Raw genomic sequence first — 24,969 nt, forward strand, 5'->3', positions numbered from 1 at the left:
CTGGACAACCGCTTGGGACTTCTAGACACATCGACTGGAAATTGGACAGCGATCTTGGAAACCAACACGAGCACCTGCTGTCGATTCTTCTTCGTGAATCGCATGTCATTCCCGTCGTTTGGGCGCCGATAACCTACCTTATGTCAGGTAATCCTGACGAAACTGCTTCCAACTGTCAGGAATACCTGCCATGATAGCGACATGGGATGGACAACGGAAGACGGTTTGCACGAGGGCTACCTGGTGCCGCAGTTCGTCGATGGCCAGCGCGCTGCCGGGGTGACCGGTGGCGGGATTCCCGACGACCAGGTGGCCTCCGGCCCCGAGGCGCAGGCCGCGGACGGCACCTGGTCCTACCCGACCCGGCCAGCCGGCGAGGTCACCGGCTGGGTGATCTGCTGCGACTGCCGGGTCCAGGATTCGTTCCGGTACACCACCTGGGTTGGCCCCGTCTTCACCCGGGTCCCGTCCAAGGCGCTGGAGGACCCGGGGGCCCTGCGGGTCTACGCCACCGACGAGGACGTCGTGTTCGTCTCCGACCGCGAGGACGTCCACGAGGTCGCCCACGACCTGTGGCGCTCCGAGCACGCGTTCGGTGCCGACGCCCTGGGTGAGGTCGAGGCCGCCGCCCAGGCCGCGGCAGCAGCCAAGGAGCGGCTCGATGTCGCGGTCGCGATCGCCAGAGCGTCGGGCGAGACGTGGGAGGCGATCGGCCGCGCCGCGGGCATGGCCCGACAGTCGGCCCAGGGACGCTGGGGCCCGTCCACCGATGCCGGATCGGCAGGAGACCGATGAGCACCACCGGCTGGACCCAAGGCCGCGTCGACGCACTCCTCGCGGCGCTCGACACCTACGGGATGGTCATGTCACGCGCGGCCGCCGAGGACCTGATCACCGAGCGCGTCGACGCGGTGGCACAGCTGATGCGGACCACGAAGGCCACCGCGCGCCACTACCTCACCGACGAGGCGATCGCCGGCATGGCCGAGTCGATCGCGTTTTCGCTGGCCGAGGAGTCCCCCGGCGTCGAGTTGTACGACGCACCCCGGACCGCGGCCGTGCCGGTCAATGTCGTGGGGCGGATGGTCGCCGGGCTCGCCGAGGCCTGCCAGGTCCGCTTCGCCGAACGCGACGACCCCGAGCACTCCGAGACCCGTGTCACCGAGCTGGTGAAGTGCCTGTCAGTGCTCGGCACCATCGCCAGCACCGAGCCCACGCGCGCTGCCGCCGGCGCCGATGGGATCGCCGGGGAATCTGCTGATGTCACGATGGCGTTCCCACCGGCGCTGCTGCGCCGGGTCGCCCGCTACCTCGACGCGGCTGCCACCGCAGCCGAGGACGGTGCCACTCCCCCGGGCTTCGACGGTCGTCCGGGCCAGCTCGCTCAGGTCTTCCGCGACGACGCCACGGTGCTGCGCATCCTCGCTGAGGCTGGCGGTCCCTCCGGCCGACCCAACCTGCGGGGGCTGTGATGCGCGGCTTCGCCGGTATCCACAGCCGAGGGCTGCACCGCTCCAGTGTCGGCGATGTGATGCAGACTCCACTCATGGCCAACGCCGCGCACTCCCCCGCCGCCGCGGCTGTGCAGACCAGTGACGAGGCTGGCCATGGCCGGTGAGCAGCCGTACGAGCACGTCGTCGACGCGTGGACCGTCGGCCAGCTGAGGGCTGCGCTCGTGGGATTGCCCGACGACCTACCGGTCATCGTCGACGTCGCAGAGGAACCCGGCGGCGACACCGTCGACGAGCAGGTGGTCATCAGTGCGGGCTTCGGACACGGCATCGCTGGCGACGGCACCGAGTTCGTTGGCCGCGAGTTTCGGATCGGCTGCGAGTTCCCGAGCGGGCAGTACTACCGAGGAGGCCGCACATGACCAGCGAGGCCAACTACGTCGCGGCCGCCGCCCAGCAGTGGGCAGCCACCGACCCGCTCGAGCAGTGGGTCAACGCCGCTCCCCAGGGTGGCAAGTCTCCGCTCGAGGAGACCATCCAGGAGTATCTCGGCGAGCACAATCCCTTCCCCGACGACTCCCGTGTCGACGTCCTCCGCAGGGACGGAACCGGCTGGGACCACGCCAAAATCGTCGAACGGACCGCCGTCGACGAGTGGACGGTCGAGTACGACGACGGTGAACAAGCCTGGCGCGATCATCACGAGCTCCGGCCATCGACAGCTCAGGCATAAGGGATGTCCCGCGTGCTCTCGATGTACGCCACCGTCGAGGAGGCCCCGCCCGATCACCGTGGCGGCTATACCCTCGGCCGAGACGAGCTCGTCGTCGAGGAGAGCGACTACGACCGGGCCCTGGCGGCCGTTCAGCGGCTGGTGCCGGAGGGTTGGCGGATCATCGCCCTCCGGGTCGAGCGCGACTAGGTCTCCGGCGTCCAATCCGCGATGACCGGAATGCCGTACCGTCCTGACCGACCAGGCCGAGTAGGGCGGGCAATCATGGCGCCCACACCCACGAGGACAGCGAGGCCTTCCTGATGACTCGGCATCCGGAGCAGTTTGACCGCGGAAGCAACGGCCAGCCCTACGACCCTGACGAGCCGCTGGTGGTGCGCTGGGCCGACGTCGTGGCGGCCCGCAATGCCGCCCATGCCCTGCTGGTCGTCCTGAACGACGATGAGGTGGACCTGGAGTCGACGACCCGGGCGGTGGGCTGGCAGGTGCGCGACTGGCTCCCGACCGCGGTCGGTCAGGGTCCGCACGAGGAACTCGGATCACGCGAGGAAGCCGTCGCGTGGCTGGAGGATCTGGTCCAGCGTCTGTGGACATGTCTGCCGTAAGAGCCGCTCCCCGCCGAACACAGCGCCGCCCCGTGGCCAGGCCTCCCGCGCCCGGGGGTTGGCCGGCCTCGTCGCGGAGCCCTGGGGTTTCAGCGAGAGGCAGACATGTGTCGGTGGGGTGTGCGAGGCTCCCCGCCTGAGAGCCCGCTGGCGACCCGAGACGCCGCGGGCTCTCAGCCCATCCAAGTACCGGCCGAGGGAGACGGTGCGACGGCCCGGGCGCTCGCACTCCCCCAACGACGTGCTTCCAGCGTGGGACGGGTCAGCTGCCTCGGCGGGCCGCCTTGCGGATCTGGGCAGTGACGTCGGCGACGACCTCGCCCAGCGCGAGCGGTGCCGAGTGATCTGCCAGCTGGTCGAGCAGTTCCTCGGCGGGCTCTTCGAGTTGCGGTGCGGCGTAGGCATCCCACTCGTCAGTGGCAGCGACGAAGTGGCGGTACGACTCGGTGTCGGCCTCCGCGTGCAGCCAGGCGGAAGCCGATATAGCCACCCGTCGCGCGAGCCGGGCCGCCTCGTCGTCCATGGCCCGTAATGCTTGGCGCGCTGCCCTGCGGAGTTGGGCGGCCACGTCGGCCTTGTCGACACCGTCGGGCTCGTCGAGTCTCGGGGCGACGTATTCGTCCCACTCGGTGGTGGCGACGACCAGGCGGCGGTAGGCCTCGGTGTCGGCCTTCGCGTGGCGCCAGGCGGATGCCGCCATGGCCACGTGCCGCTCGAGTAGTGCCGCCTCGTCGTCCATGGCCAGCAAGTGTCGACCACCCGTCGCCGCTGCGGAAGACCCCTCGCTCCCCCACCGGCCCGCTTGCCGCCGTGGGCGATGTTGTTCCGCTGTGGTTGTCCGATCCAGGGCGCGACCGGTTGCTTCTCCGCGGCAGAGCACACATCTCACGAGGAGAACGACCGATGAACCAGTTCCCGAACAACTCGTCCGGCGCCGCCGGTAACCCACAGGCTCATCCGGTGGTCGCATTGCGCGACCAGCTGACGCAGACCATGACGGCGGCGAACCAGCTCAAGTCCATCTTCGCCACGGTCGATGACCCCGGGCGCAGGTTCGGTGAGATCCGATGAAGGAGCGCGAAGTGCTCGCGGCCGCCGACGCCGTCTTCGACGCGGAGCGGGCGCTGCGGGGCGCGGCTGAGACCGTCGATGAGCTGAGCGACGTAGCGGCGTCGTCGCTGCGGGTCCTGGACGACGCCGCGTCCGACGCCTTCTACGCCCACCAGGAGGAGCGGAGGGACTTCTATCTGGAGTCCGCCGGCGAACACCTGGGGCGGCTTCGCAGCAGGTCCGGCGTGATGAACGAGCTCGGCGATGACCTCACCCGTCATCTCACCGCGGCCAGCGGCGCGATCGAGCGCGCTGGCTACGAGCTCGGGCGCGGCACCGACGTAGACGACCGTGACGTCGAGGTCCGGGCCTTGCGGACTCAGATCGACGTCCTCGCCGAGGTTGTGGCGCTCGCGCGCCCGGTGGCGGATCAGATCACCCGCCACGCGCGGCATGCGGCCGAGTCGGCGGCGGCGACCGATGCGCTGATGCTCTTGGATTCGCGTGTCCACCACGCCGGCCAGGAGGTGACCCGGGCCGACGAGGGTGTGTCGATGATGCGCTCGGTGATCGAGAGCGCGCAGTCGAGGGCGCGGACCTCAGCCGCACTGGCCGGGTCGCTGAGCTACGCGGCCACCCACGCGCCTGCCGTCACGTCGGGGGGCCGGGACACGACCAGTCAGCCGTGGTCCAGCAGCGGTCCCCCGCAGCAGACCCACCAGCCAGACAAGCCGGGCCACTCCGGCATCGCCATCTGAACCCCGGAGAGAGGTCCACGTGTCATGGGTGATCGCACACCGATTGAAGTCATCGTCTACTCCTGCCCGCCGGAGCGAGTGGATGCCGTCCTCGAGGTCTTCGAGGAGTTCGGACTGGGACAGGAGTTCGTGCTCCCTGGTGACCCAGCGCCGGGGCCCGCCAACGCCAGCCGCCAGCGCAGGCTCGAGTTGGGCCGCGGGTACATCCACAGCGAGATCTCGGTGGGCTCCAGCGCGGAGATCGCCGCGGCGCTGCCCTCCGACGCAGCGTGGAAGGTCTGGGAGGACCCGAAGTACGAGCACCTCGGCGAGGTGCAGCTGAATCACCCCGACCTGGGCGTGTTCGTCGCGGACTGCGACGCGCAGGGTCGCCCGGTGTTCACCAGCGAGGCGATCGACCGCCTCGTCGAGCGCACCGACGCCGACCGCGTACAGCTGGGGCACCTGACAGGCCGCACCTGGGAGATGGCGCTCGAGCAGCTCGGCGCGGCGAACAAGGGGATCGTGATCCCAAGCGATGCCCCTCCCGGATCGGCGCCGCTGCAAGCCGTCGCGCTCAACCAGCTCGAGTCCGGACCATCGCGGTGGATGCCGACTGACGCCCCCGGACAGGCCCGGTCGACAACGGCCCCAGATCGGTAGCGCTCCGCTGTCCGATCCGGCGCGTGACCGGTTGCTTCTCCGGAAGAACGTGCCCTCCAACCCGAGCAGGTGATCGTCGATGACCAACGTTCTCAAGATCAGCTCGCACGACGAGCTGATCGCGTCCATCCCCCACACGCTGGGGTTCACCCCACGAGGCATGGTCTGCCTCGCCTTCGGCGATGGTCCCACCGCCCGCCTCGACATTCCCGACTCTCCCGAGGAGATGGGTGAGTTCCTCCAGGCGCTCACCGACGTCTACCTCCACCGGCACCACCCTGTCCGCGTCGCCCTCGTGGCGTACGGCGAGGACGGCCGCGCCTGCGTCCAGGCGCTGGCTGCCTTGGGTGAGGCTCTGGTCAACAGCGAGGTCCGTGGCCCCGACGTAGGGCCGGTGCTGTGGGTCAACGGCGAGGAGTGGACCGACCTTCTCGAAGGCACCCATGGAACCGTCGACCCCGGCGCCCGCGCCCGGATCGACGCAGAGTTCGCCCTGATGGGCCGGGTCATGCCCGTCGGTCGGCGCGAGGACCTCGCCGCCGCGATGCAGGGCGACCCCACCGCGGTTGCCGAGCACCTGCCTGCCGCCGAGGCCGGCGCACTCGACATGGATGTGGCTGCCCGCCGGTCCGAAGTCGGGTGGCTGGGCGCACGGCTCGACCAGTTCCGCCGCGATCGGGAGTACCTCTCCGACGGCGACGCGGCCCGGGTCCTGGCCGTGCTCCCCGACAGCGGCGCCCGGGACGCGGCGGTGTTCAGCATGAGCCGCGAGGACGCGCCCGTCTTCTCGGAGTTCTGGCAGGACCTCGTGCGGCGGGCGCCGAGTGAGGTGCGTGACAGCCCGGCGACGATGCTGGCGCTGAGCTCGTTCCTGGAGGGCAAGGGAGCCCAGGCGTGGACCGCCCTCGACCAGCTCTCGGAGAGCGACCCGTTGGCGGACCTGGTGGCCGCTGCCCTCGAGCAGGCCGTGGACCCGCGTGAGTGGGACCGTGCGGTGCCCGCGGCCGCCGGTGCTCTGATGCAGCAGGCGGCATTGCGCGACACGTTCGCGCAGGAGCGCCGTGCCCACGACCAGGACGCCCACAACGCCCCCGGCGTCAACGGTGCCGGCCCGGAGTCGTCGGCCCCGGGCCTCTGAGAAGGACGGAGACAGACCCGTGCAGAACACTCGCTCGCCACTGGAGAAGCGCCTCGCGAAGCTCCTGGCCGCCACTCCCCCGCTCGCTGCTCGGCACACGGCGGGACACACGAAGGTCGACTTGGTCTACCTCGACGAGGAGACCCAGGACCGCCTGAACCGCAGCCTGCGTGAGTAGGCCGCTGCCGCGGTTGTCAAGGTTCCGGCCCGCGGCCTGTGGATAGAGATTCGCTATCCACAGGCCGTCGGCGGTGCGGTTGCGCTGTCGGTGGTTCGGTGCACACTCAGGGTGGAAGTGTCGGCACGATCGGGTTGTGCCGGCTGGCGGGGATTCATGAGGGTCCCGCCCACGAGGGGACGTGAGGAACATGCGGACGTCGACCAAGCTGATCCGCCTCTGCGCCGTCGTGCCGGCCGGTCTCGCTGGCAGCTTCGTCGCGGTCATCGGCCTGGGCTTCCTGCCCGGCGCGGGCCTGGTGTTCGCGTTCCTGGGCACGCTGATGATGTCGATCGTCTTGGCGTGCGGCAGGTTGGAGGCTCCGGCTGCCCGGATCTTCGGGTTCGCCCGCGGCCTTCGGCCCGGGCAGCGCGCCGTGCTCGAGCCGACGCTGGCCCTGGTCGAGAGGCTGGACCTCGCCCCGGGGCGGGTGCTGGTGCGGCTGACCGACACCGACGGCCTTCCTGCTACTCCGATCGGCCGGGACAAGGTGATCGTGGAGCCGTGGCTGGTGCAGGGCCTGTACGAGCGCCGGCTGACGGCCGCGGATGCTGCGACGGCGATCGGGCACGCGGTAGCGAGCCAGCGGGTCGGGCCGTCCCGGTTCGACCTGGCGGCGCGGCTGTGGGCGTTCCCCTGGACGCTGGTGTTCGTTGTCATCCGTCAGATCGCGCGCATCTTCTCGTGGGTGCCGGCGGGCGGGTTCGCGTGGCACTTGCGGATCGTGATCGGTGTCGTCGCGGTCTACCAGGGCTTCCAGCCGGGCGGAAACCCCACGCTCGGTGTCGCGACCGGCGTGCTGGTCGCGATCAGCTACATCGCACCCGCGGCCGACCGGGCCTGGCGCGCCGTGGTGGAGCGCGACGCCGACCGCATCGTGGCCCAGCGTGGCCTCGCTGATCCCCTGATCCACTTCGTGCAGTGGCGCCAGGGTGCCGACTCGATGGAGCGGGTACACCGCATCCGAGCCGCTGCGGCCGACCGCCCCGCGTCGACGCCGACCGCCGAGGCACCGGCGCCCGAAGTGGCCGGCGCGCGGGTGCTGACGCACCCCACGGCCCTCAGGTGAGCCGGGAGGCCCCGTCGTGGATGACCTGCACCTCGAAGCCGACCGGATCTTCGGCCCCTGCAACGACCCGACGTGCCCAGGCTCCAGGTCTACGGTCGAGCACGACGCTCGCCTCGACTTGGACTGGACCGGACGAGTTCACCTTCGACTCGTCACGGACGCCGAGGATCGCACCTCGGGAGCCGGCGACGCGTAGCAGAGGCCTGCTGGCCTACGGCTGTTCCCGGACCTCCAGGGGCGGCATGGCGTCGATGGTGCTGGGCCCGGTGCGCCGATGGTCGGCTGCGGGCGGGAGGGACGGCATGTCCTGCCCGATCACCCACGTCCAGACCCCGGTGCCGGTGTCGGTGGCGATCTCTTCGACCGCCTCGCGGTCCTCGTCGCTGGCGAGCAGGAACGCCGCGGTCGGGGTCTCGGTGTCGGTGAACACGAGAGAGGCCATGGGCCTGTCGGGGGCGAGGTTGTAGCGCAGCGACTTGGTGAACCGCCTGCGTGCCTCGAGCGCGGTGTCGAGGAGCAGCTTGTCGGCCAGTGACTCGTATGGCAGCCAGTTGCGGTCGGTCATGACCAGGGAGATCTCCTCGGCGGTGGCGAGGCCGGCGCGGCCGACGGAGAAGGTCGCGATGACCATCAGGTGGCCCTCGTCGTCGCTCTGCCACAGTTCGATCTCGTCCCCGAATCGCTTGTTGAGGCGGGCCAGGAGCGTGTCGTCGACCATGAGCGGCGCGTCGGGCAGGTGCTTGATGACCAGCTTGTGCCCGAACCGGGCCGGGTCGATGGCCTTGAGTTCGCCGATGAGCATCGTGAACTGCTGGGCGGAGCCGTGCTGCTGCATCGGCGCCCACGCGGAGAGCCGTCGTGCGGCGATCTCGGTCTTCTTCTCGACGTTGAACGGCTCGGGGACGTACAGACGCGTGGTGAGGGGCTTGCCCTTGGTGACCTTCCCGCGGGCTGCCTGGCGCAGATACCAGGACACGATCCGCCAGTTCCGCTTGCCGGACATGCCCGGTGACCAGGTCGCGAGGTCGGCTTCTTGCCACAGATAGTGCAGGACCGCGCGGAGGGTCAGCCGGTTCGGGTCCGCGGCCACGGAGTCGGCCACTCCCCCGCCACCGGCGCCGGCCGGTGCGGCCCGCTCGGCCTTGGACATGCGGAAGCCGAGCTTGATCGCCGTCAGGCCGCTGTCGGCTTCCTCGGTGATCGCGCTGCCGAGCACCTGGCCGAGGCCGGAGAGTTCTTCTGGCGGCAGGTAGGAGGCGCAGCGGTGGGCGTGCTCGAGGCCGGAGTCGGGCATCCGCTTGATGACGTACTTCTCGTGTCCGACCTTGGCGACGTACATGGCGACGCCGTCGGTGCGGCACATGCACAGGGGCCGGACCCGGTCGGTGTGCGCGGCCGAGAGGAGCTGCTGCACATCGGGGTTGTTGGTGTGGGTGATCCGGTGTCCGTAGAGCTCGAAGGTCTGCCGGTCACCGGAGTGCTCGCTGGTCGGGTCTGCCCGGCCTGGGGCCGGGTTCTGTGTAGTGGTCATGCCCGGAAAGGCAACGAGCCACCGCGCGGATCGGACGCCTCGGGCACGCCCGGTGAAAGTTTTCAACAAAGTTCTGACCGAGGTGTCCGATCTGCGCTCCGGGTGGGTGCCTTTCGTGGTGAGGGCGGTGGTGTGCCGTGGCGTGGGTGCTGCGGCCGGCGTCCTCACCAACGGGTTGGAGGTGCCGGGCGTGGCGCGACGGCGTACGAGTGGTGACGACTCAGATCAGCTGGCGCTGTGGGATCTTGGTGAGGAGCCAGGTGAGCAGGCTGGTGAGGAGACGGCCAGCGTTGGTGAGGTCGCCACCGCAGGTGAGGACCGGGCGGGCAGTTCACGTCGGTCCGTGACGGAGGAAGGGACGCGGGATGAACTCGTACGGGGCGCGGATGCGGGATCACTACGCGAAGCATCGGGCTACCGAGCTGGCGGCGATCTCGAATCCGGAGGACTTCTTCGAGCAGCTGGGGCTGCAGATCTCGGAGGAGGTCAGGACGCTGGCGGACCAGATCGCGGGGCCCTCGAGCCCGTCGGAGGGCTACGTGGAGCGGCTGGGTCGGTTGACGGAAGCGAAGGCGACAGCGGAGTCGGAGGTCCTGCGGGAGTACATGAAGCCGGGACTGTCCCAGGGCTGACTACCCTCCCTCAGGCGGCCGCCGCCGCTGCGGGCGCAGCTGACGGGCTGATTCCGGCCGGCGAGCTGCTGCGGTTCCAGCCCGGCTCGCAGCAGGACCTGGCTCCGACGACGACGCGGGAGCGGTTGAAGGCGAATGTGTCCGTGCTTGAGCTGCTGGCCGAGCTGGACGCGGAGAACCGGCTCCCGTCTGCTGAGGAGCAGGGGGTGTTGGCGCGCTGGTCGGGCTGGGGGTCGCTTCCGGAGGTCTTCGACGACACCGTTGATCACGCAGAGCCGGCTCTGCGGGCCCGCGAACTGCTGGCGGGTCGTGTCCGCGCGGCCGCGGCTCGCACCACGCTGAATGCGCACTACACCGACGCCGCGCTGGTGAAGGCCGTGTGGGCGGCCCTCGGGGAGGCCGGGTTCGACGAGGCCGCCGGTGGACGGGTCCTGGAGCCGGGCTGTGGCTCGGGGACCTTCATCGGGTTTGCGCCCGACCATGTGCGTGACGTGGTCGGTGTCGAGCTGGACCCGACCACCGCGCGGGTGGCGTCTCTGCTCTATCCCGCCGCGGACATTCGCGCGGAGTCGTTCGCAGAGACCCGGCTGCCTGAGGGGAAGCGGGACCTGGTGATCGGCAACGTGCCCTTCGCCGACGTAGTCCCGCACGACAAGACGTACAACTCGGAGCGGCTGAGCCTGCACAACTACTTCATCTACAAGAGCCTGAACCTAGCCCGGCCGGGAGGGGTGGTGGCGGTGCTGACGTCGCGGTGGACGATGGATGCGGCGAACCCTGCGGCCCGTGAGGCGTTCGCCTCCATGGCGGATCTGGTCTCGGCGCTGCGGCTGCCCAACCAGGCCCACCACCGTGCCGCCGGCACCGACGTGATCACCGACCTGCTGGTGTTCCGGCGCCGGGCCGAGGGCGAGGAGCCGCTGGAGTTGATGCCTAGTTGGCGAGGTCTGGAGCCGCTGCCATCGTTCCGTGCCGGCCCGGGGGTCGAGGACAGGGAGGTCAACCTCAATGCGCTGTTCGTCCAGCAACCGGCCCGGGTGCTGGGCCGGCTCACGTCGCGGATGGGCCGGTTCGGGCCCGAGGTCGCGGTCAGCCCACCGCTGACGACCGAGGGGCAAAGCCTCGCCGAGCGGGTCGCAACCGACCTGCAGCGCCAGCTCACCTTCGACCTCACCAACTACGCCGGCGTCCGGCCGCTGTTCACCCCTCGCCCGGTCGCGACACGGCCGACTGCCAACCCACCGGCGCGTACGCCGGTGGCACGGCCTGGCCGGTCGCCGCAGCGACGGATCGAGGAGGAGCCCCTGGTGTTGCCCGATCGGGTGGTGCGCGCCGAGGGGAACATCAGCATGGACGAGGACGGGGGCTGGCAGCATGTGCGCGACGGCGTCCCCGAGCCGTTGAAGGTGCCCAAGTCGCAGGCGAACGAGCTGCGGATGCTGCTGGGACTGCGCGACACCGTCGTCACGCTCCTGGAGGCCGAGGCCACCACTCCCCTGCCCGGGGACCTGCCGACCGCCACCGCCGTGCCCACCGGGCCGGGGATGGCCGGTGAGGAGCAGATGGCGGCGCTGCGGGAGCGGCTGAACCGGCAGTACGACGCCTACGTCAAGCGGTTCGGGCCGATCAACCGGGTCACCAGCCGCAACACAGGCCGGTTCGACCCGAAGACCGGGGAGCCGGTGCTCGCGCAGGTGCGGCCGCGGCAGGGCGGCTTCGGGGACGACCCTCACTCCCCGCCCGTGTTCGCGTTGGAGCACTACGACTCCGCGACCGGCACGGCCCGCAAGGCCGACATCTTCACCGCGCGGGTGGTCGCTCCACGGGTGATCCGCACGCATGCGGACTCCCCTGCCGACGCGGTGTCGCTGTGCCTGGACACCTACGGCGAGCTGCGCACGAGCGAGATCGCCCGACTGCTCGGCGTCGACCAGAGGCAGGCCGCGGACGAGCTGGAGGGGTTCGCGTTCGTCGACCCGGACACGGTCAAGCGCACCGAGGACGGCTGGACAGCCGACTGGGTGCCCCGAGCAGAGTTCCTGTCCGGGAACGTCCGAGCCCGGCTGAGTGGGGTCGGGGAGGTCCTCGAGCAGCTGGTCGATGGCGCGGTCGCGTTCGGCGACGAGTCGGCACAGCCGATGGTGCGCCGTCTCCAGGCGGCCGCGGCCGCACTGGGCGAGGTGCTGCCCGAGGACCTGGGGCCGACCGAGATCGTCGCCCAACTCGGCGTGCCATGGGTGCCGGCCAAGACGGTCGAGCAGTTCCTTAGCGAGACACTGGATGACCGCACCGTGGAGGTCGAGCATCCGGGCGGGTCAGTCTGGTCGGTCCGCGGCAACCGGCACACGGTGGCCGCCCGGAACACGTGGGGCACCGAGCGCGCGAGCGCGATCGACATCGTCCAGGCCTGTTTGGAGCAGCGCCAGATCCGGATCACCGACGAGACCCCGGACGGTCGACGGATTCCGAACGAGACCGCCACGTTCGCCGCACAGGAGAAGGCCGAGGAGCTGCAGGAACGGTTCGCGACCTGGCTGTGGGAGGACCCGGAGCGATGTCAGCAGCTGGTCCGTCGCTACAACGACGCACTGAACGCGATCGTGCTGCGCTCCTACGACGTCGCCGAGGACAAGCACTACCCGGGCATGGCCCGGGTCCAGGACGGCCGGCCGCTGCGACTGCGTCCCCACCAGCACGCCGCGGTGGCCCGGATGGTGGCCCAGCCGTCGGTGCTGTTGGCCCACGAAGTCGGGGCCGGAAAAACCCTCGCCGCAGTGAGCGGTGTTTCGGAACTGCGCCGCCTCGGGCTGGTGCGCAAGCCGGCAGTGGTGGTGCCCAACCACATGGTCCTGTTGACTGCACCACCGAAGGCCCTGATTCGAGGGCCGCGGCGGAAGTGGATGCAGTGGACGAACTACGACAGGTATTGCTCGACGGGGGCAGGCAACTCCCGCGGACTGGGGGCAGTTCGCGCCGGTACAACGGCGTCATTGCCGTTCGTGGTCGTCGACGAGCACGGCGAGGAGGTCGAACCGTTCTCGGTGTTCTTGCGGGACTTGATGCTCACGGATATGAGCCCGCTTACCGCGCGCTCTTACGCCCAGGATCTGCTGCGCTGGTGGCGGCTGTTGCATGCACTCGGGGTCGATTGGGATCGCGCGTCGCGCGCCGATGTCGAGGTTCTGGTCGGCTGGATGCGGTCGGCTGACAACCCGCAACGTCACCGCAGCCCGTCGACATCGACGTCGGCGCCGATGTCTGAGGGGTCGGTTAACCATCGCACCGGCAAGCGCGCGCTCGGGTCGGGCTACGCACCGGCGACGATCAACCACACCCTTTCGGTGTTGTCCTCGTTCTACACCTTCCACGCCCAGTTCGGTCGTGGCCCGGTCGCCAACCCGGTGCCGGCGAGCTCTACTCGCCGCGCACGGTTGGCGCACCGAAGCCCGCTCGAACCTCGGCCGCAGCACCGCCGCGCGCCGCTGCGGCAGAAGCCGCCGGTGCTGGTCCCGCGTTCGATCCCGGACGATTTGGCCGCTGAGCTGCTCGCCACGATGCGCAGCACCCGTGACCGGGTGCTGCTGGCGTTGTTCTTGTCCACCGGCGCGCGGGCGAGCGAGTTGCTCGGCGTGACCGGTGATCGGGTGGACTGGACCCGACAACAGCTCTGGGTGATCAGCAAGGGCACCCGCGCCTTACAGCCGGTGCCTACCTCGCCGGAGGCGCTGCGGTTGCTGGCGGCCTACTTCGACGAGCGCGGCACGCCCGCCGCCGAGGAGGTCATCTGGCGCACGCTACGCGGCCAGCCACGGCCGCTGTCGTACTTCGCCGCCCGGCGGGTGCTGCAGCGCGCCAACGATCTGCTGGGCACGGACTGGACGCTGCACGATCTGCGGCACACCACGATCGAGCGGATGACCGCCGACCCGAACCTGACGCTTGAGGACGTCATGACCGTCGCCCGGCACCAGCATGTGACCTCCCTGGACCACTATCTGCGACCCCGGGTCGAGGAGGTCTTCGACCGACTGCAGCAGCACTACGCCGCACCCCGACCGGCGACCACGCCGACGCCGGGATACGACGACGCCGACTTCAAGACGGTGTTCGGGGCGCCGAGTTCGGTGGCTGAGTCGACGGGAGAGTCCGATGGCTGAGCGACGACACACCAAGCAACGCGCGCTGCGCCCCGAAGCCCCGGCTCGCCCGCGCCTGCAGCTGGCTGCTCGGCAGATGATCGCCCCGTCACCGTCACCGTCCCCGGCCCCGGCGGTCCCGCCCCGCCCGCACGGGAACCTGGACACCGCGACCGCGGAGCAGATCGCAGCGATCGCCGACCAGGTCTGGCCGGTCACCCAGTCGCGCTCTTCAGAACGCCGCACCGGACTGCGTGCCCTGCTCACACTCCTGGCCGAGCATCCGGGAAAGACCTGGCAGGAGCGATGGCTGGCGTCCGGGTTGGACGCCGGCACTACCCAGGTTCGCGACCTCTTCAAGCTGCCGACGCAGCGCGAGCACGCAGGACAGGCGCTGAAGGTGCTGTTCTGTCTGCGGGTGATCCGCCCTTCGCTGGCCGCGTTCCGCGCGAGTCGGTTCAAGCACTACTTCCAGTTCTTCGAGGCCGCCCAAGCCGATCCAGACCTGGACCGGTTCGTGGAACTGGTCAATCAGGCCACTACCTCGCCGCACTACAAGCGCTGCGCACGGCTGGATGTCGCCGGCGCCCTGACCACCCAGGGCATCGAGCTGGCCGACCTGACCGCCGAGGGGTTGTTGCACCACGCGGTCGAGACCCGCCGCGGCCGCTACGGCGCCGGCTATGAGCACCACATCGGACACCTCGCCTGGCAGGTGCTGCACGAGTCCGGGCACTTCCCGCCCAGGGTCCCCGCCACCCTGCGCGGCGCGATGCGCGCCCCGGCGATGACCCCGGCCCAGCTTGTCGACTCCTACGGCCTGGCCGACCAGGACGTGGCCGAGATGCTCACTCGCTATCTGACGCGCCGCAGCCACGACCTGGACTACTCGACCCTGCGGGGGCTTGCCCGGGACCTGTGCGACATCTTCTGGCGCGAGATCGAGACGATCAATCCCACCCAAGCCGACCTCGCCCTTTCCGAGGAGACCTACCAGGCATGGCGGGCCGCGGTCGATGTCCGTCGCGACGGGAAGCCACGACTGGGCGCCCCTGGGATCGTTACCAACGTTCGTGCCCTCTACCTCGACATCCAGGGCTGGGCGGCCCACGAACCCGAACAGTGGGCCCGGTGGGCAGCACCGTGCCCGATCGGCCGTGACGGGCGCGCCAGAGCCCAGGCAAACCGACGCGCGAAGGAACGCACGGGCAACAGAACCCGGACCCTGCAACCGTTGCTGCCAGTCCTGGTCGCCGCGGCCGAGCAGCGACGCGACCACCTCGCCGCACTGCTCGCTGCCGCGACCGACGCCGGGGCCGGGCAGGGTCTGGTCGTGGACCGACGGCACTACAGCAGGATCTTCAGCGCCGGCGACGCCCGCCATCAGCGCTACCACGGGATCGCCAACGTCCGCGTCCATGATGAGCAGAGCGACCGACGTGTTCTTCATCGTCTGCGACGGGCTGAAGGGGCTGCCGGACTCGGTTGGTGCGGTGTTCCCGCAGGCGGTCGTGCAGACGTCATCATCCACCTGATCCGCAACACCTTCCGGTACGCCTCGAAGAAGTACTGGGGCCAGATCGCGGCGTCGAGCAGGTCGTGGCGACGGTGGTGCCGGTGCTGCTGGAGGTGGCCGCCGACATCGGCCGCGACATCGCGCTGCTGCCCGATCGCTCGCGTCGACCGCGGATCGAGGCCTGCGACGGCTTCTTCTGACCGGGATCCGATATCAGCCCCTGGCTGTCTCCAGGAGGTCGAGCAGCGGTCCTCGTTCGACCGGCCGTGGATTGGGGTACGGCGACGCGACGACCCGGTCCGCGACGGCGGCGAGCCCGTCGCGCGGGACTCCGAGGTCACGAAGAGTGGTGGGACCGTCGTGGCTCCGGGCCAGGGCTTCGACCACTGCGGTCGGGTCGTCACCGAGGACACGCTCGAGGCGGTCGGCCACCCCCGGCGCGCGCGGGAGGTTGAAACGCATCACGTGCGCGAGCAGCAGCGAGTGGAGCTCGGTGTGCGGGAGGTCGAAGGTGCCGCCGAGGGCATGAGCCAGCTGGTGGTGGAGGCCCATCCGGGTCTGGGCGAGACAGAGCCCGGCGAGCCGGGCCCCGGTCTGCAGCCGCCCCCGTGTTTCGACGTCCGCGAGGTCGGCGAGCACGTCGGGCAGGGCCCCAGTATTCGCGCGACCGACTCGCTGGCCAGCGCGTCGCTCATCGCGGTCGCATCCGGCGCCCACAACGCCTCAACGGCGTGCGCGACCGCGTTGAGCGAGCTCGTGAGGGTGAGGCCGGACGGCAACGACAGCGCGAGCTCGGGGTCGTAGACCACGGTCCCCGGCACGAGTGCGACGTCCCGGCGGGTCTCCTTCACCCCGTCCCGGGTCTCGCCCAGCACCGGTGTCACCTCGGAGCCGGCAGACGTCGTCGGTACGGCGACCTGGGGCATGCCCGTCCGGGCCGAGACCGCCTTCGAGAGGCCGACGGCCTACCCGCCGCCGATGGCGACGACCACGTCGATCGGGTCCGCGCCCATCTCGGCCATGAGCTGGTCGGTCACCACGACGGGCGTGTGCACCACCGGCCGGTCGAAGCGCAGGGCAACCCGATCACCGAGCGCCGCGACCACGGTGTCGGCGGCCGTGCTCGCCGACCGGGTCGCGATGACCAGCACGCGCCGCCCACCGAGGCGCTCCACCTCGTCTCCGACGCCGGCCAGCGCACCCGGACCGATCGCGACCCTGGTCGCCACACTCTCGTGGATCGTCACCATGGCGCGACTCTCTCACCTCGCCGATCAGGTCGTGACCTGGCCTTGGAGGACGTGCAGGGTGCGCGCCAGCAGTGCTGAGTCGTCGTCGGCCCGGGCGGCCGCGACCAGCTCCATCCGCGCACGGCTCGCGAGCGGTCGGTAGACGGTGCCGGCGACGACCAGCTGGGCGACCGGCTCGGGCACGATCGCCACTCCGAGGGCGGCGGCCACGAAGGTGACGAGCGTCGAGGTCTCGGCGACCTCGTGTCGGATCGCCGGCTCGAAGCCCGCGTCGCGGCACAGCGCCGACACGGCGTCGTACATCGCGGAGCGCCCGTGCCCGGTGTGGACGATGAGGTCCTCGCCGCGTAGGTCGGCCACGCGCACCTTGCTGCGGCCTGCAAGGCGGTGTCCCTCGGGCAGCGCGACGACGTACTTCTCCTCTCGCAACGGACTCATCGTGATGTCGGAATCCTCGGAGAGCTCACGAAACGGCCGCAACAGGGCCAAGTCGATGGACCCGTCGCGTAGGGCGTCGAGCTGGTCGGGGCTGAGCATCTCGCCGCGGAACGCAAAGTCGACTCCGGGCATCCGCTCTCGCAGCGCGCGGGCGAGGGCAGGAAGCAGGGAGTAGGTCGCCGACCCCACACAGCCGATCACCAGCCGTCCCTCCAGTCCGCTGCCGATCCGCACCGCCTCGTCGCCCGCGGCATCGACCGCCTGGAGGATCGCGCGGACGCGCACGAGGTAGACCTCCCCCGCAGGCGTCAGGTCGACGCGGCGGGTGGTCCGCTGCAGGAGTGTGACGCCCAGCTCGTCCTCGAGCTGCTTGATCTGCTGGGACAACGGTGGCTGCGCCATGTGCAACTTGTGGGCGGCACGGCCGAAGTGCTTCTCCTCAGCGACAGCCTGGAAATAGCGGAGGTGACGGAGCTCCATCGATCCAGACTCTCACGATATTGATCGCAGCGAAATGGATACTTCCTAATATCGGTCACACCGCTTAGCGTCGTTGCATGCCCGACATCGTCATCTGTGAGCCGATCCGTACCCCCGTGGGCCGCTATGGCGGCGCGTTCGCGTCGCTCTCCGCGGTCGACCTCGCGTCGCACACGCTGAGAGAGCTGGTCAGCCGCACCGGCCTCGGCGAGGGCGGCGACGTCGACGACGTCATCCTCGGCAACTGCTACCCCAGCGGCGAGAACCCCGCGATCGGCCGCATCGCCGCCCTCGACGCCGGTCTCGGCCCCGGCGTCCCCGGTCTCCAGATCGACCGCCGCTGCGGCTCGGGCCTCCAGGCCGTCTTGTACGCCGCCTCGCAGATCGCCAGCGGAGCGGGCAGCGTCATCGTGGCCGGCGGCGTCGAGTCGATGTCCAACGTCGAGCACTACGCCCTCGGCCTGCGCACGGGGATCCGCAGCGGGGGTGTCGAGCTGATGGACCGTCTCGTCCGGGCCCGCGAGACCGCTGGCGGGAAGGACCACCCCGTCCCCGGAGGCATGCTGGAGACCGCCGAGAACCTGCGCCGTGAGTTCGTCATCTCCCGCGAGGAGCAGGACGAGTTCGCCGTACGCTCCCAGCAGCGCGCGGGCGCTGCGCACGAGGCAGGCAAGTTCGCCGACGAACTGGTGCCGGTCACGATCCCCGGGCAGCGCGGCAAACCCGACGTCGTCGTCGACCGCGACGAGCACCCCCGCCCCGAGACCACCCTCCAGCAACTCGCCGCCCTGCGGCCGGTCCGCCAGAAGATCGACGACGAGTCGACCGTCACCGCCGGCAACGCCAGCGGCCAGAACGACGGCGCCGCCATGTGCGTCGTCACCACGCGTCAGGAGGCCGAGCGTCGCGGCCTGCGCCCCCTGCTGGCCCTCAAGTCCTGGGCCGTCGCCGGCGTCGGCCCCGAGGTGATGGGCATCGGCCCGGTCCCCTCGACCGCCGCTGCCCTGGCCCGCGCCGGCCTGACGCTCGACGAGATCGACGTGATCGAGCTCAACGAGGCCTTCGCCGCCCAGGTGCTCGCCTGCCTGCGCGAGTGGAAGGTCGACTCAGGCGACGACCGCCTCAACCCCAACGGCTCCGGCATCTCGCTCGGCCACCCCGTCGGCGCCACCGGCGCCCGCATCCTGGCCACACTGGCCCACGAGATGCAGCGCCGCGAGGCACGCTACGGCCTGGAGACCATGTGCATCGGCGGCGGCCAGGGCCTCGCCGCGATCTTCGAGCGGGTCGCCTGATGTCCGGCGTCGCCGTCCACCACATCGTCGCCGGCCCGTCGGACGCACCCGTCGTGGTGCTGTCGAACTCGCTCGGCTCGACGCACACGATGTGGGACGCCCAGGCCGATGCGCTCGCCGAGCACTTCCGGGTCGTGCGCTACGACACCCGCGGCCACGGCGGCTCGCCCGTGCCCGCCGGTCCCTACGACATCGACGACCTCGCCGATGACGTGGTCATGCTGCTCGAGACCCTGGGTGTCGAGAAGGCGCACTTCGTCGGCCTTTCGCTCGGCGGCATGACCGGCATGCGGCTGGCTGCCCGCAACCCCGAGCGCGTCAACCGGCTGGTCGTGCTTTGCACCGGAGCGCACCTGACCCCGTCGAGCGCCTGGCACGACCGCGCCGCCACCGTCCGCGCCAACGGGTCCGAGTCCGTGGCGGAGGCCGTGGTCGCCCGCTGGTTCACGCCCGGCTACCTCGAGGCCAATCCCGAGATCAAGGCGAGCTGCGAGGCCACGGTCGCCGCGACTCCGGCCGAGGGCTATGCCTCGTGTTGCGAGGTGATCGCGGAGATGGACCTGCGCACCGACCTGCCGGCCATCTCGGCGCCGACGCTCGCGATCGCCGGCGGGGACGACCCGGCCACCCCGCCGGCGAACCTCGCCGAGATCGCGGACAACGTGCAGGACGGACGACTCCTCGTCGTACCGGAATCTGCCCATCTCGCCAACGCGCAGCAGCCCGCGGCCGTCACCCCGGCGATCATCGCCCACCTGACCGGAGCATCCTCATGAGTCTCGACAAGGTCGTCCCGAGTGCCGCGGAGGCCGTGGCCGACATCAAGGCCGGATCGAGCCTGGCAGTCGGCGGCTTCGGTCTCGTCGGCATCCCGTGGATCCTGATCGGAGCGTTGCTCGACCAGGGCGCCGACGACCTAACCGTCGTTTCCAACAACTGCGGCGTCGACGGCGCAGGCCTCGGCCTGCTCCTCGAGTCGCGGCGGATCAACCGCGTGATCGCGTCCTACGTCGGGGAGAACAAGGAGTTCGCCCGGCAGTACCTCGCCGGCGAGCTGACCGTCGAGCTCACGCCCCAGGGGACGCTCGCCGAGCGGATGCGCGCCGGGGGCGCCGGGATCGGTGCGTTCTTCACGCCGACCGGAGTCGGCACGATGGTCGCCGAGGGCGGCCTGCCCTGGCGCTACCACCCCGACGGCACCGTCGCGCTCGCGTCGGAGCCCAAGGAGGTCCGCACCCTCCACGGCACCGAGATGGTGCTCGAGGAGTCGATCGTCACCGACGTCGCGCTGGTGCGTGCCGCCAAGGTCGACCGGGCCGGCAACTGCGTCTTCTACGCCTCGGCCCGCAACTTCAACATCCCCGCCGCCATGGCCGGCCGCATGACGATCGTCGAGGCCGAAGAGGTCGTCGAGGTCGGCGAGATCGGGCCGGACGAGGTCCACCTGCCCGGCGTCTTCGTCCAGCGCATCGTCGAGCTGACGCCCGAGCAGGCCCACAACAAGGACATCGAGAAGCGCACCACGCGCCTCCGTGAGGAGACGAACGCATGAGCTGGAACCGTGACCAGATGGCCGCACGTGCGGCGCTCGAGCTGCACGACGGCGAATACGTCAACCTCGGCATCGGCCTGCCGACCCTGATCCCGGGTTTCCTGGCTGCAGACTCGACCGTGACGCTGCACGCCGAGAACGGCATCCTCGGCGTCGGCCCATTCCCCTACGACGACGAGGTCGACCCCGACCTGATCAACGCCGGCAAGCAGACCGTCACCGTGCTGCCCGGCTCGTCCTACTTCGACTCCTCGCTTAGCTTCGCGATGATCCGCGGTGGCCACATCGACACGGCGGTCCTCGGAGGGATGCAGGTCGCAGTCAACGGTGACCTTGCCAACTGGATGGTGCCCGGCTCGATGGTCAAGGGCATGGGTGGCGCGATGGACCTGGTCAGCGGCGCACGTCGGGTGATCGTGCTGATGGAGCACGTCTCCAAGAGCGGCGCCCACAAGCTCGTGGCCGAGTGCACCCTGCCGCTCACCGGCCGCCGCGTCGTGGCCCGCACCATCACCGACCTCGGCGTCCTCGACGTCGCCGACGATGCCTTCGATCTCGTCGAGCTCGCACCGGGCGTCACCGTCGAGGAGATCACCGAGAAGACCGGCGCTCCCGTCCGGGTCCCGGTCGGGGTCTGACATGAGTGACACCCTCGACCTCGCCGCACGCGTGCGCCGGCTCGAGGACCTGCACGCCATCGGACAGCTCCGGGCGCACTACTGCCAGGCGCTCGACGACGGCCGCTGGGACGACCTCGTCGATCTCTTCACCCCCGACGGCGCGTTCGTCGGGCTCTCCACCGCGCGCGGCCACGACGAGCTGCGCACGTTCTTCGCCGACCTCCAGGACGGACCGTTGTCCGCCTGGTGGCACTTCTCGTCCAACGAGACCATCGACCTCGTGGGCTCACCCGCCCACGCTGCGACCGGAGCGACGTGGCTCGACCAGCCGTGCGTCGTCGACGGTCGCGCCCACATCGCCGCCGGTCGCTACCAGGACCAACTGGTCCGCTGTGACGACGGCCGCTGGCGCTTCGCCGAGCGTCGCGTGACGTTCTTCTACTGGGTGCCCGGCGACGAGGACTGGGCCCCCGGCCGCTACGGCTGGGCACCCGCCCGCGCCGCGGCCGACGAGCGCACCCTCGAGCGGATCGCCGCCCACTCAGGCGGATCCGCCCGGCCGGATCCGCCACGAGCGTGACTCGGGGCTCCCCCCTAGGGGGCGATGCAGTAGATCGTGACCTCGGTCTGGTCCGGCGAGATCGGCCGGAAGTGCCGGATCTGGGTCGAGAACTGATCCATCAGATACACGTTCGGGTATACGCACAGGTTGCGGGAGCCCTTGACCATGAACTCGCCCTTGGCCTCCCCGAACTTCTCCTTGAGGGTCTCCATCTGGTCCTAGAGCGGTCGGTCCTCCGGGTTGCCGGCCCAGGTCCACAGGCACAGGTGGCCGTTCGGGTAGGACCAGTAGCCGCCACCGGACTTGCCCCAGGTGCCGGCGTCGAGAGTCTTGGTGGTGTTGGCGGAGTCGCCGGTGTTGCGTCGCGAGGTGGTGGCCGCGTAGTTCCAGTGCGTGGCCGTGACGTGGTAGCCGTCGGCGCCGTTCTCGGCCTGGACTTTCCAGTTGCCGTCGTAGGTGTACGTCGATGAGCCGCGCAGCACCTCGAGGCCCTCGGGCGACTGGTCGACGAGCATGTCGATGACCTTCGTGCTGTCGCCCAGGTGCTCGGCGAACGTCGAGACGTCGTCGTTGATGCTGCCGAAGAGGAAGCCCCGGTAGTTTTCGAAGCGCGGCACCTTGGTCATGTTGTGCGAACCGTTGACGTTGAACGTGTCGGGGTAGCCCGCCCCGTCCGGATCCTTCACCTTCAGCAGGCTGCCGTTGCGGAACGTCCAGCCGTGGAACGGGCAGGTGAGGGTGGTCCGGTTGTCGGTCTTCTTGCGGCAGATCATCGCGCCGCGGTGGGCGCAGGCGTTGATCAGCAGATTGAGCTCGCCGTCCTGGCTGCGTGTGATGACGACGGGCTGGCGGCCCATATAGGTCGTGAAGTAGTCGCCGGGGTTGGGCACCTGGCTCTCGTGGGCGAGGTAGATCCAGTTGCCCTCGAAGATGTGCTTCATCTCGAGCTCGAAGACCTCTCGTCGGTGAAGATCCGGCGGTTGGCGCGGTAGACGCCGGCTTCGCGGTCGTCGACCACGGCGTCGGCGAGCACCGACTCCACGTGAGAGAGCGTCTCAGTCATGGGTTCCTCCAGCGATCGGGCGGGGTTCAGGTGATGCGGCGTTGCGGGTTGTTCGGGCCACCGTCACACGACGAGAGGCGGCCGTCACACGAGCCGAACTCGGCACCTATTGATCGTCAGCACCTCTCAATCAAGGAGAGTCCCGTGGAGTGGTGGGGTTTGAGGTCCAACGGCGGGGCTGCGTGAAGTAGGCGGCCATCGGCGGGATCTTCGGTGTGAAACGACCAAGTCACGCACTGAAGAAGACCCACCGATGGCCTTGTCCCAGTCTGCCCTGTCCGAGCTGCTCGAGGCGTTTCGCACCGGCGATGGCGTCGACATGATCCGCGAGTCGGTCCGCACCGTGCTCCAAGAGCTCGTCGAGTTCGAAGCAGCGGGCGTGATCGGCGCCGGCCGGTCTGGTCCGTCGACGCGGGAGCAGCAGCTCGAGGCTTAGATCGAGGACCTGACCCAGGCGCTAGGTGAGGCCCATCTGGAGGCCCGGGTGTGGAGAAGTCGGCGGAGGGCAGGTTGGGCCCTACGAGGACCTCGAGCTGATCCGGATCGCGTTTGGGATGCAGACCTCACTCGTGATGCGAGGAGTTTGGCGTTCCGGAACGGAACTGGCGCCGCTGGCAAGCACGAGCCAGGGCTGGGAAGCCGGTCAGGGGCCTGGTCGGCACCGGCCCGGAATCCGGCCAGGCAACGACGCCCCGAAGAGTCGCGCCCCGGTTGTCCGCCCGGCCCTGCGTTGTGTTTGCGACGAGCTCGTTGAGCATGGTGCGGTAGACGATGTCGGACAGCCTTTGAGGCAGCGCGTCGCTTCGTTGGGGGTTTCCCCGCAGCGATCTTGCGGACAGCGGTCGTCACCGCCACTCGGAGTGCTCGTCATCTACGGCTGAACCGGGATACTCCCCTCACGCAGGCGCGCCGGCAGCACACTCCATTCCAGCACGTCCTACTCCAGACCCTGTTGACGCTGCCTACCCGGTCCACGGTGGCGAGCGAGCCAAGGGCAACACGGTGACGTCGGGGGACACCGTGTGGTCAGGTGGAGGCGCTTTGGTGGATGTCTGAGGGGTGCACGGCCAACGGGGTCACGTGCACCTCCATGTAGGTGAACAGCGGGAGGTTGGAGAGGATGGCGTGGAGCTCGTCGTTCGAATCGACGTCGAACACCGAGTAGTTCGAGTACTCGCCGACGACGCGCCACAGGTGGATCCACTTGCCTTCGCGCTGCAGCTGCTGGGCGTAGTCCCTCTCCTGCCTCACGATCTGATCCCGGGTGTCACCGGGAAGATCGTGAGGCAGGTGGACGTCCATGCGGACGTGATAGAGCATCAGCTGGCGGGATCCAGCGTGATGTCGTACTGGATCAGAATGCTGCCGTCGGGCTGCTCTTGGGGGTCGAGCATGAGTTCGGGCTTGACCGCCTGGGCGATGTCGTCGTTGTTGTGGTCATCGCCGGGGAAGTAGAGCTGGGCGGTGAGCAGCTCGTGGCCAGGGGCCGAGACCTTGACGTGGATGTGAGCCGGCCGCCAGGCGTGCCAGCCCGCGGCCTCGATCAGGGCACCGGTCGCGCCGTCGTGTGGGATCTGGTACGGCTGGGGCTTGATGGTGTGGATGCGGAACTTCCCATCGTCCCCCACGGTGAAGACGCCGCGGAGGTTCCACTCCGGCTGGCCCTCGGAGAACTGGGAGTAGAAGCCCCCGTTGTCGTCCTGCCAGACGTCGACCTTGCCGCCGGCCAGGGGGGTGCCGTCGGTGGACCTGATGACGCCTTCCCAGACCAGTGGCGTGCCGGACTCTTCCCGCTCGAGGGTGGATCCTTCTGCGCCGCGCTCGGGCGCGCCCGGGACGTAGTAGGGGCCTTCGATGGTGCCCTTGTTGCCCTTGCGGTGAGCGGTGGCCACCTCCTCGACTGCGTGCTCGACGAAGACATCGAGGAACAACGGCCACTCGCCGTCGGCACCGACCTGGATCAGCCACGCCTTGAGTGCGTTGTACTCGTCGTAGGTGACCTGGTGCTTGCGGATAGTGGCGTGGACGGCGCTGAGGACCTCGCGAGCCAGGGTGTCGACTCGGTCCTTGGGGACGTCCTTGACTGCGGCGAACGGGGACTTGTCCGCCTGGAACCGATCGGTTGCAGCTGCGCCGGAGGCCGACGCGGTGGCTGACTCGACTGTGGTCATGTTCTTCCTTCCATTCCTGTTGGTGCGACCTCCGGATGTTCCGGAGGGAGTCTGGTGCC

General features: G+C 69.7%; 30 protein-coding genes and 2 pseudogenes. 22 read left to right on the forward strand and 10 right to left on the reverse strand.

The features are described from left to right. The 7 genes from ACYVKX_RS14775 to ACYVKX_RS14805 all read left to right on the forward strand — a co-directional run. Positions 1 to 194 (forward strand): hypothetical protein (locus ACYVKX_RS14775; RefSeq protein ID WP_460833779.1); only part of this gene is annotated, 194 nt, incomplete at its 5' end. A gap of 7 nt (positions 195 to 201) precedes the next feature. Then, complete coding sequence (locus tag ACYVKX_RS14780) at positions 202 to 795, forward strand: hypothetical protein (protein WP_460833782.1); 594 nt, start codon at positions 202 to 204, stop codon at positions 793 to 795. After that, entirely contained in the window at positions 792 to 1,472 is a 681-nt protein-coding gene (locus ACYVKX_RS14785; protein ID WP_460833785.1) for a hypothetical protein, read from the forward strand. Before ACYVKX_RS14780 ends, ACYVKX_RS14785 begins: the two co-directional genes overlap by 4 nt. A gap of 135 nt (positions 1,473 to 1,607) precedes the next feature. Further along, entirely contained in the window at positions 1,608 to 1,874 is a 267-nt protein-coding gene (locus tag ACYVKX_RS14790) for a DUF6225 family protein (protein ID WP_460833787.1), read from the forward strand. Further along, positions 1,871 to 2,185, forward strand: coding sequence for a tudor domain-containing protein (locus ACYVKX_RS14795; protein ID WP_460833789.1), 315 nt, complete (start codon positions 1,871 to 1,873; stop codon positions 2,183 to 2,185). Before ACYVKX_RS14790 ends, ACYVKX_RS14795 begins: the two co-directional genes overlap by 4 nt. A 3-nt stretch (positions 2,186 to 2,188) precedes the next feature. Next, complete coding sequence (locus ACYVKX_RS14800) at positions 2,189 to 2,374, forward strand: hypothetical protein (protein ID WP_041545917.1); 186 nt, start codon at positions 2,189 to 2,191, stop codon at positions 2,372 to 2,374. A gap of 113 nt (positions 2,375 to 2,487) precedes the next feature. Then, positions 2,488 to 2,790 carry a hypothetical protein gene (locus ACYVKX_RS14805; RefSeq protein WP_011751465.1) on the forward strand — a complete coding sequence of 101 codons (303 nt, stop codon included), beginning with the start codon at positions 2,488 to 2,490 and terminating at the stop codon, positions 2,788 to 2,790. 262 nt (positions 2,791 to 3,052) lie between these two features. Here ACYVKX_RS14805 and ACYVKX_RS14810 read toward each other — a convergent pair whose 3' ends face one another. Further along, positions 3,053 to 3,529 carry a hypothetical protein gene (locus tag ACYVKX_RS14810; protein WP_460833793.1) on the reverse strand — a complete coding sequence of 159 codons (477 nt, stop codon included), beginning with the start codon at positions 3,527 to 3,529 and terminating at the stop codon, positions 3,053 to 3,055. Between the two features lie 164 nt (positions 3,530 to 3,693). On the opposite strand from ACYVKX_RS14810, the gene ACYVKX_RS14815 reads away from it, so the two are divergent. The 6 genes from ACYVKX_RS14815 (at position 3,694) to ACYVKX_RS14840 (ending at position 7,664) form a co-directional block, all read left to right on the forward strand. Next, positions 3,694 to 3,861 (forward strand): hypothetical protein, encoded by a 168-nt coding sequence (locus ACYVKX_RS14815; protein ID WP_460833796.1) that lies wholly within the window; start codon positions 3,694 to 3,696, stop codon positions 3,859 to 3,861. Further along, the gene (locus ACYVKX_RS14820) at positions 3,858 to 4,598 is read left to right on the forward strand and encodes a hypothetical protein (protein ID WP_460833798.1); all 741 of its coding nucleotides are present in this window, start codon (positions 3,858 to 3,860) and stop codon (positions 4,596 to 4,598) included. Before ACYVKX_RS14815 ends, ACYVKX_RS14820 begins: the two co-directional genes overlap by 4 nt. A gap of 24 nt (positions 4,599 to 4,622) precedes the next feature. Then, positions 4,623 to 5,240 carry a DUF3145 family protein gene (locus ACYVKX_RS14825; RefSeq protein ID WP_460833800.1) on the forward strand — a complete coding sequence of 206 codons (618 nt, stop codon included), beginning with the start codon at positions 4,623 to 4,625 and terminating at the stop codon, positions 5,238 to 5,240. A gap of 79 nt (positions 5,241 to 5,319) precedes the next feature. Further along, positions 5,320 to 6,378 (forward strand): DUF4192 domain-containing protein, encoded by a 1,059-nt coding sequence (locus ACYVKX_RS14830; protein ID WP_460833803.1) that lies wholly within the window; start codon positions 5,320 to 5,322, stop codon positions 6,376 to 6,378. 19 nt (positions 6,379 to 6,397) lie between these two features. Then, complete coding sequence (locus ACYVKX_RS14835) at positions 6,398 to 6,556, forward strand: hypothetical protein (protein ID WP_460833805.1); 159 nt, start codon at positions 6,398 to 6,400, stop codon at positions 6,554 to 6,556. 190 nt (positions 6,557 to 6,746) lie between these two features. Continuing rightward, on the forward strand, positions 6,747 to 7,664 hold the full coding sequence (locus tag ACYVKX_RS14840; protein WP_460833807.1) for a hypothetical protein: 918 nt from the start codon (positions 6,747 to 6,749) through the stop codon (positions 7,662 to 7,664). Between the two features lie 211 nt (positions 7,665 to 7,875). Here ACYVKX_RS14840 and ACYVKX_RS14845 read toward each other — a convergent pair whose 3' ends face one another. Then, the gene (locus ACYVKX_RS14845; RefSeq protein WP_460833809.1) at positions 7,876 to 9,195 is read right to left on the reverse strand and encodes a DUF1173 domain-containing protein; all 1,320 of its coding nucleotides are present in this window, start codon (positions 9,193 to 9,195) and stop codon (positions 7,876 to 7,878) included. A 365-nt stretch (positions 9,196 to 9,560) separates the two neighbouring features. Between ACYVKX_RS14845 and ACYVKX_RS14850 the strand changes: the two genes are divergently transcribed. The 3 genes and pseudogenes from ACYVKX_RS14850 to ACYVKX_RS14860 form a co-directional block, all read left to right on the forward strand. Then, the gene (locus ACYVKX_RS14850; RefSeq protein WP_460833812.1) at positions 9,561 to 9,827 is read left to right on the forward strand and encodes a hypothetical protein; all 267 of its coding nucleotides are present in this window, start codon (positions 9,561 to 9,563) and stop codon (positions 9,825 to 9,827) included. A gap of 143 nt (positions 9,828 to 9,970) precedes the next feature. Continuing rightward, positions 9,971 to 13,984, forward strand: coding sequence for a tyrosine-type recombinase/integrase (locus ACYVKX_RS14855; RefSeq protein ID WP_460833814.1), 4,014 nt, complete (start codon positions 9,971 to 9,973; stop codon positions 13,982 to 13,984). Between the two features lie 1,415 nt (positions 13,985 to 15,399). Beyond that, positions 15,400 to 15,545, forward strand: a pseudogene (locus tag ACYVKX_RS14860) (transposase); the annotation flags it as partial. A gap of 147 nt (positions 15,546 to 15,692) precedes the next feature. Here the strand turns inward: ACYVKX_RS14860 and ACYVKX_RS14865 are convergent. From ACYVKX_RS14865 to ACYVKX_RS14875, 3 genes are all read right to left on the reverse strand, one after another. Continuing rightward, positions 15,693 to 16,196, reverse strand: coding sequence for a dehydroquinate synthase/iron-containing alcohol dehydrogenase family protein (locus ACYVKX_RS14865; protein WP_460833817.1), 504 nt, complete (start codon positions 16,194 to 16,196; stop codon positions 15,693 to 15,695). A gap of 248 nt (positions 16,197 to 16,444) precedes the next feature. After that, positions 16,445 to 16,729, reverse strand: a complete 285-nt coding sequence (locus tag ACYVKX_RS14870) for an iron-containing alcohol dehydrogenase (RefSeq protein ID WP_460833820.1) — start codon at positions 16,727 to 16,729, stop codon at positions 16,445 to 16,447. A gap of 24 nt (positions 16,730 to 16,753) precedes the next feature. Next, complete coding sequence (locus tag ACYVKX_RS14875; protein WP_460833823.1) at positions 16,754 to 17,647, reverse strand: LysR substrate-binding domain-containing protein; 894 nt, start codon at positions 17,645 to 17,647, stop codon at positions 16,754 to 16,756. A 77-nt stretch (positions 17,648 to 17,724) separates the two neighbouring features. On the opposite strand from ACYVKX_RS14875, the gene ACYVKX_RS14880 reads away from it, so the two are divergent. The 5 genes from ACYVKX_RS14880 to ACYVKX_RS14900 are packed head-to-tail and all read left to right on the forward strand — an operon-like array spanning position 17,725 to position 21,694. Continuing rightward, positions 17,725 to 18,942, forward strand: coding sequence for an acetyl-CoA C-acetyltransferase (locus ACYVKX_RS14880; RefSeq protein ID WP_460833825.1), 1,218 nt, complete (start codon positions 17,725 to 17,727; stop codon positions 18,940 to 18,942). Continuing rightward, positions 18,942 to 19,718: a 3-oxoadipate enol-lactonase gene (gene pcaD / locus ACYVKX_RS14885; protein ID WP_460833828.1), complete on the forward strand. Its 777-nt coding sequence runs from the start codon at positions 18,942 to 18,944 to the stop codon at positions 19,716 to 19,718. The genes ACYVKX_RS14880 and pcaD overlap by 1 nt, the downstream gene beginning before the upstream one ends. Further along, entirely contained in the window at positions 19,715 to 20,494 is a 780-nt protein-coding gene (locus tag ACYVKX_RS14890; RefSeq protein WP_460833831.1) for a CoA transferase subunit A, read from the forward strand. The genes pcaD and ACYVKX_RS14890 overlap by 4 nt, the downstream gene beginning before the upstream one ends. Then, the gene (locus tag ACYVKX_RS14895) at positions 20,491 to 21,132 is read left to right on the forward strand and encodes a CoA transferase subunit B (RefSeq protein ID WP_460833833.1); all 642 of its coding nucleotides are present in this window, start codon (positions 20,491 to 20,493) and stop codon (positions 21,130 to 21,132) included. Before ACYVKX_RS14890 ends, ACYVKX_RS14895 begins: the two co-directional genes overlap by 4 nt. A gap of 1 nt (position 21,133) precedes the next feature. Then, a complete protein-coding gene (locus ACYVKX_RS14900; RefSeq protein ID WP_460833835.1) occupies positions 21,134 to 21,694 on the forward strand; it encodes a nuclear transport factor 2 family protein in 561 nt (186 codons plus the stop codon). 14 nt (positions 21,695 to 21,708) lie between these two features. Here the strand turns inward: ACYVKX_RS14900 and ACYVKX_RS14905 are convergent, their stop codons facing one another. Genes ACYVKX_RS14905 through ACYVKX_RS14915 form a run of 3 tightly spaced genes read right to left on the reverse strand, consistent with a single transcriptional unit; the run spans position 21,709 to position 22,739 of the window. Further along, positions 21,709 to 21,888, reverse strand: a complete 180-nt coding sequence (locus ACYVKX_RS14905; protein WP_460833837.1) for a hypothetical protein — start codon at positions 21,886 to 21,888, stop codon at positions 21,709 to 21,711. A 6-nt stretch (positions 21,889 to 21,894) separates the two neighbouring features. Continuing rightward, positions 21,895 to 22,617, reverse strand: a complete 723-nt coding sequence (locus ACYVKX_RS14910) for a Rieske 2Fe-2S domain-containing protein (RefSeq protein ID WP_460833839.1) — start codon at positions 22,615 to 22,617, stop codon at positions 21,895 to 21,897. Continuing rightward, entirely contained in the window at positions 22,614 to 22,739 is a 126-nt protein-coding gene (locus ACYVKX_RS14915; RefSeq protein WP_460833842.1) for a hypothetical protein, read from the reverse strand. The genes ACYVKX_RS14910 and ACYVKX_RS14915 overlap by 4 nt, the downstream gene beginning before the upstream one ends. Positions 22,740 to 22,992: 253 nt before the next feature. On the opposite strand from ACYVKX_RS14915, the pseudogene ACYVKX_RS14920 reads away from it, so the two are divergent. Beyond that, a pseudogene (locus tag ACYVKX_RS14920) lies at positions 22,993 to 23,136 on the forward strand (IS256 family transposase); the annotation flags it as partial. A gap of 629 nt (positions 23,137 to 23,765) precedes the next feature. On the opposite strand, the gene catC reads toward ACYVKX_RS14920, so the two are convergent. Continuing rightward, a complete protein-coding gene (catC, locus tag ACYVKX_RS14925; protein ID WP_460833845.1) occupies positions 23,766 to 24,059 on the reverse strand; it encodes a muconolactone Delta-isomerase in 294 nt (97 codons plus the stop codon). Beyond that, the gene (catA, locus tag ACYVKX_RS14930) at positions 24,059 to 24,910 is read right to left on the reverse strand and encodes a catechol 1,2-dioxygenase (protein ID WP_460833848.1); all 852 of its coding nucleotides are present in this window, start codon (positions 24,908 to 24,910) and stop codon (positions 24,059 to 24,061) included. The genes catC and catA overlap by 1 nt, the downstream gene beginning before the upstream one ends. Positions 24,911 to 24,969: the final 59 nt, after the last annotated feature.

The sequence above is a fragment of the Nocardioides hungaricus genome, from assembly GCF_054782915.1.

Coding starts and splice junctions, on each gene's coding strand:
- ACYVKX_RS14780 (WP_460833782.1), top strand. CDS start 202: ATGGGATGGACAACGGAAGACGGTTTGCACGAGGGCTACCTGGTGCCG.
- ACYVKX_RS14785 (WP_460833785.1), top strand. CDS start 792: ATGAGCACCACCGGCTGGACCCAAGGCCGCGTCGACGCACTCCTCGCG.
- ACYVKX_RS14790 (WP_460833787.1), top strand. CDS start 1,608: ATGGCCGGTGAGCAGCCGTACGAGCACGTCGTCGACGCGTGGACCGTC.
- ACYVKX_RS14795 (WP_460833789.1), top strand. CDS start 1,871: ATGACCAGCGAGGCCAACTACGTCGCGGCCGCCGCCCAGCAGTGGGCA.
- ACYVKX_RS14800 (WP_041545917.1), top strand. CDS start 2,189: ATGTCCCGCGTGCTCTCGATGTACGCCACCGTCGAGGAGGCCCCGCCC.
- ACYVKX_RS14805 (WP_011751465.1), top strand. CDS start 2,488: ATGACTCGGCATCCGGAGCAGTTTGACCGCGGAAGCAACGGCCAGCCC.
- ACYVKX_RS14810 (WP_460833793.1), bottom strand. CDS start 3,529: ATGGACGACGAGGCGGCACTACTCGAGCGGCACGTGGCCATGGCGGCA.
- ACYVKX_RS14815 (WP_460833796.1), top strand. CDS start 3,694: ATGAACCAGTTCCCGAACAACTCGTCCGGCGCCGCCGGTAACCCACAG.
- ACYVKX_RS14820 (WP_460833798.1), top strand. CDS start 3,858: ATGAAGGAGCGCGAAGTGCTCGCGGCCGCCGACGCCGTCTTCGACGCG.
- ACYVKX_RS14825 (WP_460833800.1), top strand. CDS start 4,623: ATGGGTGATCGCACACCGATTGAAGTCATCGTCTACTCCTGCCCGCCG.
- ACYVKX_RS14830 (WP_460833803.1), top strand. CDS start 5,320: ATGACCAACGTTCTCAAGATCAGCTCGCACGACGAGCTGATCGCGTCC.
- ACYVKX_RS14840 (WP_460833807.1), top strand. CDS start 6,747: ATGCGGACGTCGACCAAGCTGATCCGCCTCTGCGCCGTCGTGCCGGCC.
- ACYVKX_RS14845 (WP_460833809.1), bottom strand. CDS start 9,195: ATGACCACTACACAGAACCCGGCCCCAGGCCGGGCAGACCCGACCAGC.
- ACYVKX_RS14850 (WP_460833812.1), top strand. CDS start 9,561: ATGAACTCGTACGGGGCGCGGATGCGGGATCACTACGCGAAGCATCGG.
- ACYVKX_RS14870 (WP_460833820.1), bottom strand. CDS start 16,729: ATGGTGACGATCCACGAGAGTGTGGCGACCAGGGTCGCGATCGGTCCG.
- ACYVKX_RS14875 (WP_460833823.1), bottom strand. CDS start 17,647: ATGGAGCTCCGTCACCTCCGCTATTTCCAGGCTGTCGCTGAGGAGAAG.
- ACYVKX_RS14880 (WP_460833825.1), top strand. CDS start 17,725: ATGCCCGACATCGTCATCTGTGAGCCGATCCGTACCCCCGTGGGCCGC.
- pcaD (WP_460833828.1), top strand. CDS start 18,942: ATGTCCGGCGTCGCCGTCCACCACATCGTCGCCGGCCCGTCGGACGCA.
- ACYVKX_RS14890 (WP_460833831.1), top strand. CDS start 19,715: ATGAGTCTCGACAAGGTCGTCCCGAGTGCCGCGGAGGCCGTGGCCGAC.
- ACYVKX_RS14895 (WP_460833833.1), top strand. CDS start 20,491: ATGAGCTGGAACCGTGACCAGATGGCCGCACGTGCGGCGCTCGAGCTG.
- ACYVKX_RS14900 (WP_460833835.1), top strand. CDS start 21,134: ATGAGTGACACCCTCGACCTCGCCGCACGCGTGCGCCGGCTCGAGGAC.
- ACYVKX_RS14905 (WP_460833837.1), bottom strand. CDS start 21,888: ATGGAGACCCTCAAGGAGAAGTTCGGGGAGGCCAAGGGCGAGTTCATG.
- ACYVKX_RS14910 (WP_460833839.1), bottom strand. CDS start 22,617: ATGAAGCACATCTTCGAGGGCAACTGGATCTACCTCGCCCACGAGAGC.
- ACYVKX_RS14915 (WP_460833842.1), bottom strand. CDS start 22,739: ATGACTGAGACGCTCTCTCACGTGGAGTCGGTGCTCGCCGACGCCGTG.
- catC (WP_460833845.1), bottom strand. CDS start 24,059: ATGCTCTATCACGTCCGCATGGACGTCCACCTGCCTCACGATCTTCCC.
- catA (WP_460833848.1), bottom strand. CDS start 24,910: ATGACCACAGTCGAGTCAGCCACCGCGTCGGCCTCCGGCGCAGCTGCA.